We start from the raw sequence: 14,020 nt of genomic DNA on the forward strand, positions 1-14,020 counted from the left end.
CTACCGGAGCGGGAAATCGGCTCCGTATTCCTCCGCCGGGCGGGGGCCGCGGATCCGCCGTTCGTCTTCGGCGATGGTCACGTCGTTGATGCTCGCCTCGCGACGGCTCATGAGACCGTGCTCGTCGAACTCCCACAGTTCGTTGCCGTAGCTGCGCCACCACTGTCCGGCCTGGTCGTGCCACTCGTACTGGAACCGGACGGCGATCCGGTTCCCGGTGAACGTCCAGAGGTTCTTGCGCAGCGCGTAGTCCTGTTCCCGCTCCCACTTCCCGGTCAGGAACGCGACGATCTCCTCGCGGCCCTGGACGAACGTGTCCCGGTTCCGCCACACCGAATCCGGTGTGTACGCCGACGCGACCCGACGGGGATCGCGGGTGTTCCAGGCGTCCTCGGCGGCTTGGACCTTCTTCACTGCCGTCTCCCGCGTGAACGGCGGGTAGGGCGGGCGATCTTCCGACATCGTTGACCTCCTCAAGTAGAGAACGTGCGTTCTCTACGTCTGACGGCTAGAGTAGGGAACGACCGTTCTCGACGTCAAGGAGTTCCGATGCCGGCCGCAGTCACCGACGAGCAGAACCGGGTGGACCGCGAACTCCTGCTCGATGCCGCAGAGAAGCTCTTCTACGAGAACGGCATTCAGGCGGTCGGCATGGATCAGGTCCGCGCGGCGTCCGGCCTTTCCCTGAAACGGATCTACCGGTTCTTCGAGGCGAAGGAAGACCTCGTCGTGGCGATGCTCCGACGGCGTGATCGCCGCTGGCGGGGCAGCCTGGCCGACCGGGTGGAGCAGGTCGCCGATCCCCGCGAGCGGGTGCTCGCGATCTTCGACTGGCTCGCGGACTGGTTCGCCGAACCCGGTTTCCGCGGCTGTGCCTGGATCAACGCGCACGGCGAGTTCGGTCCGTCTTCCGAGGCCGTGCTGGCTGAAGTGCGGACGCACAAGCGGGCCTTCCACGAGCAGATCGAGACCTGGGTGCGGGCCACCGGGCTGGCGGTGACCGAACCGGTCTACCTGCTCGCCGAAGGTGCCATCGTGACGGCGGGCATCAGCGGCGACCCGGCTCCGGCCCGGCAGGCACGCGCCGCCGTCGCGGCACTGCTCGGGAAGCCGTGATCACCAGCCGAGCGCGCTGATCATGCCTCGTTCCAGCACCGGGGAGAGTGTGGTCATGAAGCTGGCGGTGACGTGGTTGTCGTCCATGTACACCAGCACGTTCCCCACCACGGGACGGCAGCGATCACGGCCGCAGAAGTAGTCGCTGAAGTCGAGCAGCGAGACGTTCGCCGGGATGTCCGCGAGTTTCTCGTACGGCGGGTCGGCGAGCAGTTTCTTCCGGGGGACACTGCATTCGGGAGCCTTGACGCCGTTGGCTTCGATACAACTGGGAGGCGAGAACCCGGGACGGGGACTGTCACGGATCGCCACGACCGGGATCCCGGCGCGGTCGAGGACCTTCCACTGGTCGACGAAACCCTGCGGGGTCTTCTCGGTGGGGCCGACCCGGACGTCGCGAGTGGACAGGGTCAGCACGGCGTTGGGCCGCATCGCGAGGATTTCCTTCTGTGCCGCGGAGTTCCACGCGAGGCAGCCCGCGTCGCCCGGCATCGCGTCCGACGTCGTGGAGAACGGGCAGGCTCCCTTGAGCATGAAGGTGACCTGATAGCCGTTCTTCTCCGCCATCGGTTTGATCGCGGCGAGATACTGCTGCATATGCGAGTCGCCGACGGCGACGATCGTCTTCGTCGGAGTGCCCTCCGGGCGGGAGGTGCAGACTTCGAGGATCTGGTCGAACCGGGACGGTGTGCACTGCGCCTCGGCGATGCCGCCCCAGTCGTTGGGGACGGCGATCAACGGCGGCACGGCTTCCTTGCCGGGTAGAGGTTTCTTCGGTGTCTCCGGGTCGCGGGCCATCGCGCCGGGATGATGGTCGTCGTCGAGCGCGATCGAGAAATCGGCTTTCTTGGCGCTCACCACCTGCCAGGTGCTCGCGACCAGCAGCACCGGGAGCAACGCGAGCACGGCGAAGCGGTAGGAGCCCCAGCGCGTCCGCTCGCCGACCGACGACTTCCGCACCGGTTCTTCGACGAACCGATACGTGGCGGCCGCCAGGACCAGGGACACCCCGATCACCACCGCCCCGCCGAGCAACCCGACGGCCTCGCGCTTGCGGGCGATCAAGTAGAACAGCAGCACCGGCCAATGCCACAGATACAGCGAGTAGCTGAGGTTGCCGAGGTACACCAGCGGCCGGGACGACAGGATCCGGTCGGCGCCCGCCCGGCTGCCGGTCGCCCCGGCGACGATCACCAGCGCGGCGGAGATGGTGGGCCACAGCGCCGCCCAGCCGGGGAACACCTGGCCGACGTCGAGGATCATCCCGCAGGTCACGAGCCCCGCCACGCCGATCCAGCCCAGCAGGATCCGGACCAGCCGGGGAAGCATGAACCGGTCGATGGCGAGGGCGAGCAGGCCGCCGAGGGCGAACTCCCAGACCCGGGTGAGGGAGTGGAAGTAGGCCAGCGGCTGGTTGGTCGCGGTCAGCCGCACCGAATAGGCCAGTGACACGGCGAACAGGACGCCGAGCGTGATCGCGACCGTGCTGTTGAGCGAGCGCCGCAGCCGGGTGGCGGCGAAGGCCACGAGTCCGATCAGCAGCGGCCACACGACGTAGAACTGCCCTTGGATGGACAGTGACCAGTAGTGCTGGACGACGCTGGCCGTGTTGTGCTGGGCGAAGTAGTCGACCGAGTCGGCGGCGAGACGCCAGTTCTCGACGTACAGCGCGGAGGCGAAGACCTCCTTGATCGTCTGGAACCACCGGTCTTGCGGGAGCAGCCAGATCGCCAGCGCGAGCACCGCGAGCAGGACGGTCAGCGCGGCCGGGAACAGCCGTTTGATCATCCGGCCCCACAGCGGACGGAACTCGATCCGGCCGCGGCCCGCGGCCCGGACCAGCTGACCCGTGATCAGGAACCCGGAGATCAGGAAGAAGACGTCGACGCCGCCGGAGATCCGGCCGAGCCAGACGTGGTAGACCACGACCAGCAATGCCGCGACCGCACGCAGTCCCTGTAACTCGGGCCGATAGCGGCGGCGCGTTTCCGCTGCTCCGGCGGTTGCCATACGCGGTTTCCTCACACTGATGGTCGGACGTCCTGGCAGCCTAGGTGGTCACCCTGGGTGATTTCGTACCCGCTGTCAGGTGAAGTAAGTCCCGAGTGTGACAAAGCTGCCGCATTCAGAGGACTAAACGCGGGTTCGCAGGCCCCAGGCGGTGGTCACGCGTTCCGGAGTCAGCACCGACGCAGGAGGGCCTTCGCCGACGAGACGACCGTCTCGCAGCAGCAGGCAGTGATCGGCCCGGCCCGCCACTTCGAGGTCGTGCGTGACGCGCAGGACCGTCGTGCCTTCGGCGAGTGTGGCGTGGACTGCTTCGTCGATCAGCTCGCGAGCGCGTAGATCCAGACCGGCCGACGGCTCGTCGAGCAGCAGCAGTCCCGCCTGTTGAGCCAATCCCTGCGCGACCAGCGCCCGTTGCCGTTGCCCACCGGACAGTGTGCCGATCAGCCGGTCGGCGATCGAAGTGATGTCCAGTCGCTCCAAGCAATCTCCGACGATCTTCCGGTCCATCTTGGACAGTCGTCGCCAGTGGCCGCGGTGCGCCCAGCGACCCATCGTGACGGTGGCGCGCACGGTGATCGGAAGCGACTGCGACACCTCGCTCTGCTGGGTAACGTAGGCGACGCGACCCGGATCTCGGCGGGTCACCGAACCGCTCGTCGGCGGCAGGACGCCGGCCACCAGGTTGAGCAGTGACGACTTCCCGGCGCCGTTCGCTCCGGCTATCGCGGTGAGTCTGGCCGCGGGGACCTGGGCGGTGATCCCGCGCAGCACCTCGCGGGGCCCGTAGTGCGCGTGTGCGCGGTCGATCGTGAGTGCCGCTGTGTCCGGGGTCATCCCATCCTCTTTCAGATAATGACAATCATTACCACTATAGTGTGACGCGTGGAGTGGTTGCTGATTCCCTTCGAGGTGTCGTTCGTCCAGCGTGCGCTGGTGGCGGGGGTGCTCGTTTCGGCCGTGTGCGCCGTCGTGGGGACCTGGGTGGTGTTGCGCGGCATGGCCTTCATCGGGGACGCCATGTCGCACGGGATGCTGCCCGGCGTGGCGATCGCCTCGCTGACCGGCGTGAACCTGCTGATCGGCGCCGCGATCAGCGCCGGGGTGATGGCGCTCGGCGTCACGGCCCTCGGACGTTCGCGGCGGCTATCCGAGGACACCACGATCGGGCTGCTCTTCGTCGGCATGCTCGCGAGCGGCGTGATCATCGTGTCGCATTCGCGCTCGTTCGCGGTCGATCTCACCGGATTCCTCTTCGGTGACGTGCTCGCAGTCGGATCCGGTGACCTGGTCGGTCTCGCGATCACCCTGGTCGTCGTGGGCGTGGTGGCTCTACTGGGACATCGCTCGTTCACCGCGCTCACCTTCGACGTCCGCAAAGCGCAGACCTTGGGGCTTCGTCCTCGCCTGGCCAACGCGGTGCTGCTCGGGCTGGTCACGCTGACGATCGTCGCGTCGTTCCGCGTGGTGGGGACGTTGCTGGTGTTCGGACTGCTCATCGCCCCCGCCGCGGCGGCGCTGTTCTGGTCGCGGCGGATCACCGCGATCATGCTGATCGCGGCGCTGCTCGGCATCGCCGCCACGGTCGGCGGCCTGCTCGTGTCCTGGCATTGGGGCACCGCGGCGGGCGCGACCATCGCCGTCGGCGCGGTCCTGTTGTTCTTCCTTTCCGCTCTCTTGTCGTTCGTGCGACAGCGATTCCGTTCCCTGACCCCGGAGGTCGAGAGTTCACGATGAAACTGAAAGCAGCGACGGCGGTCGTCGCGGCGCTGACCTTGGCGGCGTGCGGTGGGGAGCAGCCGAAGGAGGTGGCCGCCGAGGTGCCGCACGGCTACGTCGAAGGTGCCGAAGAGGCGGCCGAGGCGCAGTCACGGCTGATCGTCGCCGACGCCGGAACGGGGGCCGTGCGCGTGGTGGACCTGATCACCGAGGAGGTGCACGAGACCGGACAAGTCGACGGAGTGCGTGCTCTGACCAGTGACGGCCGCTTCGGCTACCTGACCGCGCACGACGGGACGGTCCGCGTGATCGACAGCGGTTCCTGGATGGTCGACCACGGCGACCACGTCCACTACTACCGGGCGAAGGTCCGGAACGTCGGTGTCGCTCCGGGCAAGGAGCCTTCCTCGGTGTACAGCGATCCCGCGATTACCACCCTGTCCTATTCGGACGGTACGACGACGTTGCTCGACCGGGCCCGGCTCGACAAAGGGACCGTGGCCGAACTGGGGAAGATCACGCGCGAACCGCATGCCGGTGTCGCGGTTCCTTACGGCGGACACATCGTCGCTTCGGTGGCGGAACCGGGAAAGCCTCTGGCCCGTGGCGTGCGCGTTCACGACCGTCAAGGCAAAGCCGTGGCGGACATCCCCGAATCGTGCCCGGACCTGAAGGGACAAGCGGTCACCCGGCGCGGGGTCGTGTTCGGGTGCGCTGACGGCGCTTTGGTCGTGACCGAAAAGGACGGTGCGTTCACCGGCGCGAAGATTCCCTACCCGCGCAGTGTCGACGCGCAGGAACGGGCTACCGCCTTCTTCCACCGACCGGATGCCGCGACCCTAGCGGCACGGGCAGGGGAGAACGCCGTCTGGTCACTGGACGTCGGCCGTCGCAGCTGGCAGTACGTCGAGACCGGGCCGGTCGCCGCGGTGAGCGCCGTAGGGGAGGGCGGTCCCTTGCTGGTCCTGAGCCGGGACGGAAGGCTGCGCTCGTTCGACGGCACCGGAAAGGAACAGAAGGCGACTCCGCTGCTGCCGCCGGCAGCGGCTGCCACGGATGGTGCGTCGATCCAGGTCGACACGACTCGCGCTTACGTCAACGACCCGCTCTCCGCGGACGTGTACGAGATCGACTACAACGACGACCTTCGTCGCGCCAGGACACTCAAGGTCGGCGGCAAGGCAAGCCACATCGTGGAGACCGGCCGATGAGGCGCCGGGTACTCGCACTGTGCGTCGCGGCGCTGCTGGCGGCGGCCGGATGTTCCGGGAGCAGCGGAAAGAGCGCGTCGGTCGTCGTCACCACGAACATCCTGGGCGACATCACCCGCGCCGTCGTCGGCGATCAGGCCGAAGTCACCGTGCTGATGAAGCCGAACGCCGACCCGCATTCCTTCGGTATCTCCGCGCAGGAAGCGGCCCAGGTCGAACGCGCCGGTCTGATCGTCTACAACGGACTCGGACTCGAAGAGGGGATGCTGCGCACGGTCCGCACCGCCGAGGAGAGCGGTGTGCCGGCGCTTCCCGCCGGGGAACGGGCGAACCCGATCAGCTACGCGGGGAACAAACCGGATCCTCATTTCTGGACGGACCCGGCGCGGGTGCGCGACGCGGTGAAGGCGATCGCCGACGAGGTCGTCGCCCATGTCGGCGGGGTCGACGAAGCCGTGATCCGGGCCAACGCCGAACGCTATCGCGGGGAGATCGACGCACTCGACACGATGATGACCGAGAAGTTCGGCAGGATCCCGCCCGAGCGCCGGAAACTCGTCACCAATCACCACGTCTTCGGGTACTTGGCCCAGCGATACGGATTCGAAGTCGTCGGTGCGGTGATCCCCGGCGGGACCACACTCGCTTCGCCCAGTTCCTCGGACCTGAAGGCGCTCGCCGACGTCGTCCGCGCGGCGGGAGTGCCGGTCGTGTTCGCCGATTCCTCGCAACCGGACCGGCTCGCGCGGGTCCTTGCCGAACAGGCCGGGCTGCATGTCGCCGTGACCCCGTTGTTCTCGGAATCGCTCAGCGAACCAGGACAGGGTGCGGCCACCTATCTGGAAATGATGCGCGCCAACACCGAATCGATCACCACCGGTTTGACCCGTTCCTGAGCGGAACAGAAGAAAGGCACAAGGAAATGGCACGAACCACCCGATACGTCGCGCTGATGGCGACGACGGTGAGCACGCTCGCGCTCGCCGCCTGCGCGACCGAACAGCCCGCGGCGGAAGCCCGGAAGGACGCGGCGCCCGTCGTCGCGGACCCGGTGGCCGTCACCTATGACGGGGGAATCGCGCTCCTCGACGGGAAGACCTTGAAGGTGGCCAAGGACTTCCCGATGGAGGGCTTCAACCGGATCAACCCCGCCGGGAACGACCGGCACCTCCTGGTCTCGACGTCGACCGGGTTCCGGGTACTCGATGCCGTCGGTGCCGTGCTGACGGATAACGAAGTGAAGGCCAGTAAACCGGGTCACGTCGTCCGGCACGCGGGCAAGACGGTGTTGTTCGCCGACGGGACCGGCGAGGTGACGGTGTTCGATCCGAAGACGATCGGCGCCTCCGCTTTGCCTTCGCCGAAGCACAAGACGCCGGAAGCGCACCACGGCGTGGCCGTCGAACTCGAGAACGGTGAACTGGTCACCACGGTCGGGAACGAGGACAAGCGGTCCGGGATCGTGGTGCTGGACAAGGACAAGAAGGAGATCGCGCGCAACGAGCAGTGCCCCGGCGTGCACGGTGAGGCCGCCGCACGTGGCGAAGCGGTCGTCGTCGGCTGCGAAACCGGTGTGCTGATCTACCGCAACGGGGTCATCACCAAGGTGACCAGCCCGGACGCTTACGGACGGATCGGCAACCAAGCGGGCTCGGACGTCTCTCCGATCACCTTGGGCGACTACAAGGTCGACAAGGACGCCGAGCTCGAACGCTCGAACAGGGTGAGCTTGATCGACACGGAGAAGGCCACGCTCAAGCACGTCGACCTCGGGACCAGTTACACGTTCCGGTCACTGGCCCGTGGTCCTCAGGGCGAGGCCCTGGTACTGGCCACCGACGGCCAGATCCACGTGATCGACCCGGTTTCGGGGGTGGTGACGCGGAAGATCGCCGTACTCGGTTCCTGGCAGGAGCCGCTCGAGTGGCAGCAGCCGCGTCCGGCGATCTTCGTCCGGGGTGGAACGGCCTACGTGACCGATCCCGGCAAGAAGGAGATCCACTCGGTGGATCTCGCGTCCGGCACGAAGACCGCGACCGGGACGCTTTCGGGGACGCCGAACGAGGTCAGCGGCGTGCTCGGCGGTTGATGCCTCGTGGTGAGGCTCAAGCGTGTCTTGCGCACCTGCTTGCTTGCCGAGTACATGATGGCCCCCTTCCTTGCGCCAGGCGCAAGGAAGGGGGCCATCATGTACCGTCAGCGTCGGATGAGGCCAAGGTCGGTCGCGGTGGCGACGGCGGCGGTGCGGGAGTCGACGCCGAGTTTGGTGTAGCTGCGGGCCAGGTGGGACTTCACGGTGCCTTCGGTCAGGTGGAGCCGGTCGGCGATCGCCCGGTTGGACAGGCCGTCGGCCACCAGGACCAGCACCTCGATCTCCCGTCGGGTGAGTGCGGTGGTGGGCATCCGCATGCGACTCATGAGCCGGTCGGCGACGGTCGGCGCCAGCGTGGTGCGTCCGGCCGCGGCGGTGCGCACGGCTGCGGCCAGGTCTTCGGGAGGCGCGTCCTTGAGGAGGTAGCCGGTGGCGCCCGCTTCGATGGCGGGCAGGGTGTCGGCGTCCGTGTCGTAGGTGGTGACGATGAGGACCCGCGGCGCGCCCGGCCGTGCCGTGATCGCCGCGGTCGCTTCGGATCCGGTCATGCCGGAGCCGAAGCGCAGGTCCATCAGCACGACGTCGATGTCACCTTCCGCGGCGCGGGCCACCGCTTCCTCGGCCGTCGCGGCTTCGGCTGTGACGACGAGACCGGGTTCTGTTTCCAGGACCGCGCGAAGTCCCGCCCGGACGATGGGGTGGTCATCGGCCAGCAGGAGACGGATCGGGGGCTCGGTCACGAGCGTTCCTTGGGTTCGACGGGCAACTGGACGGACAACGTGGTGCCGTGGCCGACGGCGGATCCGACGGTAAAGGTTCCGCCGAGGGCTTCGGCCCGGCTACGCATCGCGGTCAGGCCGAAGCCGCTGTGCTCGGGATCGAACCCGGTCCCGTCGTCGACGACGACGAGGGTGACGTACCCGCCCAGATAGCTCAAGGCGACCTCGGCGGTGGACGCGTCGGCGTGCCGGACGGTGTTCGCGAGAGCAGCCTGGCCGATGCGTAGCAACGCGACCTCATGCGTGGTCGGCAGCGGCACGGGAGTGCCGCTGAGGTGGAAACGCGCGGTGATCCGGTGCCGGACGCTGGTGGTGGCGCACAACCGTTTCAATGCGTCGGCCAGCGTGGTGTCGTCGAGCCCGGGAGGGGAGAGGGCGACGACGAATCGCCGGGCTTCGGCGAGGTTGTCCGCGGCCGCCTGTCGGGCTTGCTCGACGTAACGCGCGGCGTTCCCGGCGTCGTCGGGAAGCGTTCTTTCGGCGGCGGCCAACAGAAGCTGGATACTCGAGAGCCCCTGGGCGAGGGTGTCGTGGATCTCGTGGGCCAGCCGCTCCCGCTCGGCGAGCACCCCCGCCTCGTGCTGGGCTTCGGCGAGGTCCGTCTGGGCGGAGGTGAGCTTCTTGATCAGGTTCCGGCGCCGTTCGCTTTCGCGGTACAGCGCCTGGTACCCCCAGACGACAGCGACCGCCACCGCGGCGCCGAGGGCCGGGCCGATCGCCGCCGCCGGGACGAAGGCGCCCTGGTGGACGGCGAACGCGGTGATCGCGGCCAGCGCGGTCGCGATCACCGCGAACAGGCCTTGGCGGCGTGGCAGCAGATGCAGCTGCAGGAAGTACAGCGGGAAGGCGACCCACACGCCGTCGGCGGTCAGCACCAGAAGGGCCAACCACACGACGCCGACCGTGAGCAACCACCACGCGGCGGCTCGCCGCGACGCCCTCACGCGAGGCAGGAGCGGGCCTGCCGCGTACACCAGGGCACAGGTCAGTGCCGTCGCGACGACCGCTGCCGCCCGGGGCGAGCCGACCGCCACCGCTCGCACGGCCGCGAGTGCGAGCAGCGCGAACAGCAGCAGGTGCAGACACCAGGTCAGCACCCTGCTGGTCGGGGTCAAGGCAGGCGCGGTGATCACGATGCGTCCAGGCTACGGAGCGGGATCCGGGAGCGCCTCTATCCAAAGGTAGAGGCGGCGTGCCGTCTTCCGGCCCGCGAAGTGCGGTCTCCGGCCAGATGTCCTCGCCGGGCCCGAAGGCGATGGTGGAGAGGTACCCAGTCCACCCGCCGGAAAGGACAGACCGGAACCGTGTTCGTCGCCTGGAGAGACCTGAGATTCGCCAAGGGGCGATTCGCCCTGATGGGTGCCGTAGTCGTGCTGATCACCCTGCTGGTCGGCCTGTTGTCCGGGCTCACCGCCGGACTCGGCGAGCAGAACATCTCCGCGATCACCGGCCTGCCTGCGGACAAGATCGTCTTCGCCGCTCCTGGCGACGGACAGAACCTCTCCTATGCCAATTCCGCGCTCACCGAAACGCAGCGGCGGCAGTGGGCCGAGGCCCCGGGCGTCACCGGTGCCGAGCCGCTGGGCATCGCCACCACCAAGGCCACCGCCGGGAACCGCAGCGCCGGGATCTCCGTGTTCGGCGTCCGGGCCGGTTCGCCGCTCGCCCCGGACAGCGGCGCGATCGCCGGCGACTCGGTGGTGCTGTCGAGGTCCGCCGCCGAAGACCTGGATGTCCGCGACGGGGACACCATCTCCGTGGCCGGGCACCCGTTGACGGTCGCGACGGTGTCGGGGGACGCCTGGTTCAGCCACACTCCGGTGGTCTGGGCAAGCCTCGACGTCTGGTCGAGGACAGCGCCACCCGCCGGTGGCGCGCCGAGCGCGACCGTGCTCGCGCTGACCACCACCGATGCCGACGTCGCGGCCACTGACGGCGCCTTGGGCACGAAGACGGTCTCGAAGAGCGAATCGCTGTCCGCGATCGGCTCCTACACCTCCGAAAACGGTTCGCTGCAACTGATGCGTGGCTTCCTGTTCGCCATCTCCGCACTCGTGATCGGCGCCTTCTTCACCGTCTGGACCATCCAGCGGAGCGGCGACATCGCCGTCCTCAAAGCTTTGGGGGCCGGCACGGGCTTTCTGCTGAAGGACGCGCTCGGTCAGGCTGTCGTGCTCCTCGTCGGCGGGACAGCCGTCGGAACCGGGCTGGCCGTCGGTTTCGGCGCCCTGGTCGCCGGCTCTGCGGTGCCTTTCCTGCTGACTCCGGCCACCGTGCTCGTCCCTGCCGCCGTGATGATCCTCCTCGGCGCACTGGGGGCGGCCCTGTCCGTCCGCCGCATCACCTCCGTCGACCCGCTGACCGCACTGGGGAGTGCCCGATGAGCTTGAACCTGACCGGCGTCACCCTCACCTATCCCGACGGCGACTCTCGCCTCACCGCACTCGACGACGTCACCCTGGAGGTTCCGGCAGGAGCGCTCATCGCGGTCGCCGGGCCGTCCGGCTCCGGGAAGTCCAGCCTGCTCGCCGTCGCCGCGACCCTCATCAGCCCGGACGCCGGGACCGTCGACATCGACGGCACCGTGACCACCGGCCTGAACCGCGGCGAGCTCACCGAACTGCGCCGCCGCAAGATCGGGATCGTCTTTCAGCAACCGAATCTGCTGCCCTCGCTCACGGCCGTCGAGCAACTTCAGGTCATGGCCCGGATCGACGGCCGTGCGCCGGCCAAAGCCCGCGGCGCGGCCATGGAGCTGCTCAACGCCGTCGGGCTCACGCCGCAGGCGGAACGACGTCCGCATCAGCTCTCCGGCGGTCAACGGCAGCGGGTGAACATCGCCCGTGCGCTGATGAACGAGCCGACCGTGTTGCTGATCGACGAACCGACGAGCGCTCTCGACCACGATCGCGGCGCCGCGATCGTCGACCTGATCACCCGGCTCACCCACGAGCGCGCCACCGCCACCGTGCTGGTCACCCACGACCGGGTCCACCTCGCCGCGGTGGACCGGATCGCCGAAGTCCACGACGGGAGGTTGAGCGCCCCCGCGCCGGTGGGCTGAGTCGTGATGCCTTTGGATCGAAATTCGCCTTGTTCGGTCGTTCAGGGAAGCGGATAGTGGATTCGTGGCGTGTCTCGATGCGGCTGGCACCTGGCTGCCGCGCGACAGCGAACCGCCTGGAGTGATGTCGGGCGACAGCGAGACCCAACGGATATCGACTGCCGTCAACGGGCAGCCGGTCGACATCGATGCCCTCCTGACGCATTTGCGCGACCGGGCGACGTTGGAGCACGCGGCCGGTGTGCTGATGGCGCGGTACGAACTGGCTGACGCCCCGACGGCGTTCCGTGCGCTGCGAACCGCTGCTCTCCGCCACCACGTGGGCCTTGACGCGCTGGCCAGGGCGTTGCTCGTCGCGCCTCGCCCATGGCGGGACGGGCGCTGGTTTCCGCCCCGTGTCTGGCGGAGCGCGCCGGAACTCGACTTCCTTCCCGCCTCGTCCACGATCCGGCCGACGGGCATGCTGTGGGCGGCGCTGGACCGCGTGACCGACCGGGCCCAGACCGCCCAGGGTGACATTCAGTCGGTGACGACGAACCGGACGGGCCTCAAACTGGAGCGGGCCGAGGGTTTCTCCGCGGAGTTCTTCCAGCACTTCGCCCACGTCGAAGGCGATGCCACTGCGTGTGGCATCGCCTTGCGGGTGCGCGAACCGATCACGGTCACCGATGTCACCAAGTCGGGCATTTTCGATCGAGCGGCGCTCGAATCCCTTGTGGTGGAGAACGTCCGTGCCGTGTACAGCATCCCTCTCGCCGGCCCGAACGGATGCGAAGGCGTGGTTTCCGTTCACTATCGCCGCTCAGGCCAGGCCCCGTCGAAGGCGACTTGCGACGAACTGTCCCGGATCGCCTCCCAGACGACGGCCTGGCTGCACTGGTACCGCCGGACCGCGACCCTCGACGCGCTCGAAGACCTCCATCACCATCGAGGCCGTTTTCCCGGCTGATTCCCGCCGGTAGGGACTTTCGCCCTTTCGTACCGGGCCGGACCGCCACGTGAACGGGACCGACGGCCGACCGCCGCGGGACTTCATCCTCTGCGATCGGACCGCCGTGTCGTTCGAGACTGGGGCCGTCCGAACACGGAGAGAGGAGCAAGGATGCCGGTCGCCACGGAGGGGTCGATCGTCGCGGGGATCGACGGGTCCCGGTCCGCGAAGACGGCGGCGATGTGGGCAGCGGACGACGCTTCACGACGTGGTTTGCCGCTCCGGCTGGTCCATGTCTACCGGATCCCGGTCGCGAAGATGCCGGGTGTCCTTCCCCCGGAGGAAAAGATCCGAGCGGGGTTCGCGCATCAGGGCCAAGAATGGATCTCCGAGGCACGGAAGGCGGTTTTGGAACGCTTTCCGAAGCTGGTCGTCGAAACCGCGGTCAGGGAATGGAGCGCGGTGCCCGCTCTGATCCAGGAGTCGGCGACGGCGACGATGGTGGTGCTGGGGTCGCGGGGGCTGGGTGGTTTCACCGGACCGTTGATCGGTTCGACGGCGGTCTCGCTCGCCCGGCATGGTCATTGCCCGGTCGTGGTGGCCCGTGGGCGGCGCCACGACGGCCCCTTGCCCCAGGAGGGCCGGATCGTCGTCGGTACTGACGGCTCTCCCACCAGCGAAGCCGCCCTCGGGTTCGCCTTCGACGAAGCGAGGCTGCGGGATACCGGGCTGACCGTCGTCCGTACCTGGTCGGAAGTGATCGACCACGGCGAGATCCGGCCGCATCTCCTCGACCTCGACCCGGCCGAAATCGAGGCGGACGAGCGGAAGTCGGTCGGGGAGCAAGTGGCTCCCTGGCAGGAGAAGTACCCGGATGTTCCGGTCGAGGTCGTCGTACGCCGAGGGCGCCCCATCCGCACGTTGCTCGATTTCGGCATCGAGGCCTGGCTCGTCGTCGTCGGCTGCCGGGGGCGGGGCGGGTTCGAGGGGATGCTCCTCGGCTCGACGAGCCAGGCCCTGGTCGCTCATTCGGAGTGCCCGGTCGCCGTCGTCCGGCCCGCGGTGCCGGACGAGGGCCCTGTCGACGCACGACCTTGAAGA

General features: G+C 68.3%; 14 protein-coding genes. 9 read left to right on the top strand and 5 right to left on the bottom strand.

Annotation, left to right across the window (positions count from 1 at the left end):
- The gene (locus IE302_RS03830; protein ID WP_191251736.1) at positions 1–462 is read right to left on the bottom strand and encodes a nuclear transport factor 2 family protein; all 462 of its coding nucleotides are present in this window, start codon (positions 460–462) and stop codon (positions 1–3) included.
- An 87-nt stretch (positions 463–549) separates the two neighbouring features.
- On the opposite strand from IE302_RS03830, the gene IE302_RS03835 reads away from it, so the two are divergent.
- Positions 550–1,116 (top strand): TetR/AcrR family transcriptional regulator, encoded by a 567-nt coding sequence (locus IE302_RS03835; protein ID WP_191251738.1) that lies wholly within the window; start codon positions 550–552, stop codon positions 1,114–1,116.
- Here the strand turns inward: IE302_RS03835 and IE302_RS03840 are convergent, their stop codons facing one another.
- Together IE302_RS03840 and aztA are read right to left on the bottom strand one after the other, a co-directional pair.
- The gene (locus IE302_RS03840; protein WP_191251740.1) at positions 1,117–3,126 is read right to left on the bottom strand and encodes an acyltransferase family protein; all 2,010 of its coding nucleotides are present in this window, start codon (positions 3,124–3,126) and stop codon (positions 1,117–1,119) included.
- A 123-nt stretch (positions 3,127–3,249) separates the two neighbouring features.
- Positions 3,250–3,960 carry a zinc ABC transporter ATP-binding protein AztA gene (gene aztA, locus IE302_RS03845; RefSeq protein WP_191251742.1) on the bottom strand — a complete coding sequence of 237 codons (711 nt, stop codon included), beginning with the start codon at positions 3,958–3,960 and terminating at the stop codon, positions 3,250–3,252.
- A 48-nt stretch (positions 3,961–4,008) separates the two neighbouring features.
- Here aztA and aztB point away from each other — a divergent pair, with 48 nt between their 5' ends.
- From aztB to aztD, 4 genes are read left to right on the top strand one after another with little or no spacing between them, the layout of a single operon-like run.
- Complete coding sequence (gene aztB, locus IE302_RS03850) at positions 4,009–4,860, top strand: zinc ABC transporter permease AztB (RefSeq protein ID WP_191251744.1); 852 nt, start codon at positions 4,009–4,011, stop codon at positions 4,858–4,860.
- Entirely contained in the window at positions 4,857–6,053 is a 1,197-nt protein-coding gene (locus tag IE302_RS03855) for a hypothetical protein (protein WP_191251746.1), read from the top strand. The genes aztB and IE302_RS03855 overlap by 4 nt, the downstream gene beginning before the upstream one ends.
- Complete coding sequence (aztC, locus tag IE302_RS03860) at positions 6,050–6,949, top strand: zinc ABC transporter substrate-binding protein AztC (RefSeq protein ID WP_191251747.1); 900 nt, start codon at positions 6,050–6,052, stop codon at positions 6,947–6,949. Before IE302_RS03855 ends, aztC begins: the two co-directional genes overlap by 4 nt.
- A 26-nt stretch (positions 6,950–6,975) precedes the next feature.
- Positions 6,976–8,142, top strand: coding sequence for a zinc metallochaperone AztD (gene aztD / locus IE302_RS03865; protein ID WP_191251749.1), 1,167 nt, complete (start codon positions 6,976–6,978; stop codon positions 8,140–8,142).
- Positions 8,143–8,249: 107 nt separating this feature from the next.
- Here the strand turns inward: aztD and IE302_RS03870 are convergent, their stop codons facing one another.
- Positions 8,250–8,885, bottom strand: a complete 636-nt coding sequence (locus tag IE302_RS03870; protein WP_191251751.1) for a response regulator — start codon at positions 8,883–8,885, stop codon at positions 8,250–8,252.
- Entirely contained in the window at positions 8,882–10,057 is a 1,176-nt protein-coding gene (locus IE302_RS03875) for a sensor histidine kinase (RefSeq protein ID WP_229907577.1), read from the bottom strand. The genes IE302_RS03870 and IE302_RS03875 overlap by 4 nt, the downstream gene beginning before the upstream one ends.
- 171 nt (positions 10,058–10,228) lie before the next feature.
- Between IE302_RS03875 and IE302_RS03880 the strand changes: the two genes are divergently transcribed.
- The 4 genes from IE302_RS03880 (at position 10,229) to IE302_RS03895 (ending at position 14,017) form a co-directional block, all read left to right on the top strand.
- The gene (locus IE302_RS03880) at positions 10,229–11,308 is read left to right on the top strand and encodes an ABC transporter permease (protein WP_191251754.1); all 1,080 of its coding nucleotides are present in this window, start codon (positions 10,229–10,231) and stop codon (positions 11,306–11,308) included.
- Positions 11,305–11,988, top strand: coding sequence for an ABC transporter ATP-binding protein (locus tag IE302_RS03885; RefSeq protein WP_191251755.1), 684 nt, complete (start codon positions 11,305–11,307; stop codon positions 11,986–11,988). The genes IE302_RS03880 and IE302_RS03885 overlap by 4 nt, the downstream gene beginning before the upstream one ends.
- Positions 11,989–12,052: 64 nt before the next feature.
- Positions 12,053–12,937, top strand: a complete 885-nt coding sequence (locus IE302_RS03890) for an ANTAR domain-containing protein (protein ID WP_191251763.1) — start codon at positions 12,053–12,055, stop codon at positions 12,935–12,937.
- 153 nt (positions 12,938–13,090) lie between these two features.
- The gene (locus IE302_RS03895) at positions 13,091–14,017 is read left to right on the top strand and encodes a universal stress protein (RefSeq protein ID WP_191251767.1); all 927 of its coding nucleotides are present in this window, start codon (positions 13,091–13,093) and stop codon (positions 14,015–14,017) included.
- Positions 14,018–14,020: the final 3 nt, after the last annotated feature.

The organism is Amycolatopsis oliviviridis (genome assembly GCF_014654365.1).
In the GTDB taxonomy this organism is placed as follows: domain Bacteria; phylum Actinomycetota; class Actinomycetes; order Mycobacteriales; family Pseudonocardiaceae; genus Amycolatopsis; species Amycolatopsis oliviviridis.

Excerpts from the sequence above, each read along its gene's own strand:
- IE302_RS03830 (WP_191251736.1), bottom strand. The coding sequence starts at position 462 with ATGTCGGAAGATCGCCCGCCCTACCCGCCGTTCACGCGGGAGACGGCA.
- IE302_RS03835 (WP_191251738.1), top strand. The coding sequence starts at position 550 with ATGCCGGCCGCAGTCACCGACGAGCAGAACCGGGTGGACCGCGAACTC.
- IE302_RS03840 (WP_191251740.1), bottom strand. The coding sequence starts at position 3,126 with ATGGCAACCGCCGGAGCAGCGGAAACGCGCCGCCGCTATCGGCCCGAG.
- aztA (WP_191251742.1), bottom strand. The coding sequence starts at position 3,960 with ATGACCCCGGACACAGCGGCACTCACGATCGACCGCGCACACGCGCAC.
- IE302_RS03855 (WP_191251746.1), top strand. The coding sequence starts at position 4,857 with ATGAAACTGAAAGCAGCGACGGCGGTCGTCGCGGCGCTGACCTTGGCG.
- aztC (WP_191251747.1), top strand. The coding sequence starts at position 6,050 with ATGAGGCGCCGGGTACTCGCACTGTGCGTCGCGGCGCTGCTGGCGGCG.
- aztD (WP_191251749.1), top strand. The coding sequence starts at position 6,976 with ATGGCACGAACCACCCGATACGTCGCGCTGATGGCGACGACGGTGAGC.
- IE302_RS03885 (WP_191251755.1), top strand. The coding sequence starts at position 11,305 with ATGAGCTTGAACCTGACCGGCGTCACCCTCACCTATCCCGACGGCGAC.
- IE302_RS03895 (WP_191251767.1), top strand. The coding sequence starts at position 13,091 with ATGCCGGTCGCCACGGAGGGGTCGATCGTCGCGGGGATCGACGGGTCC.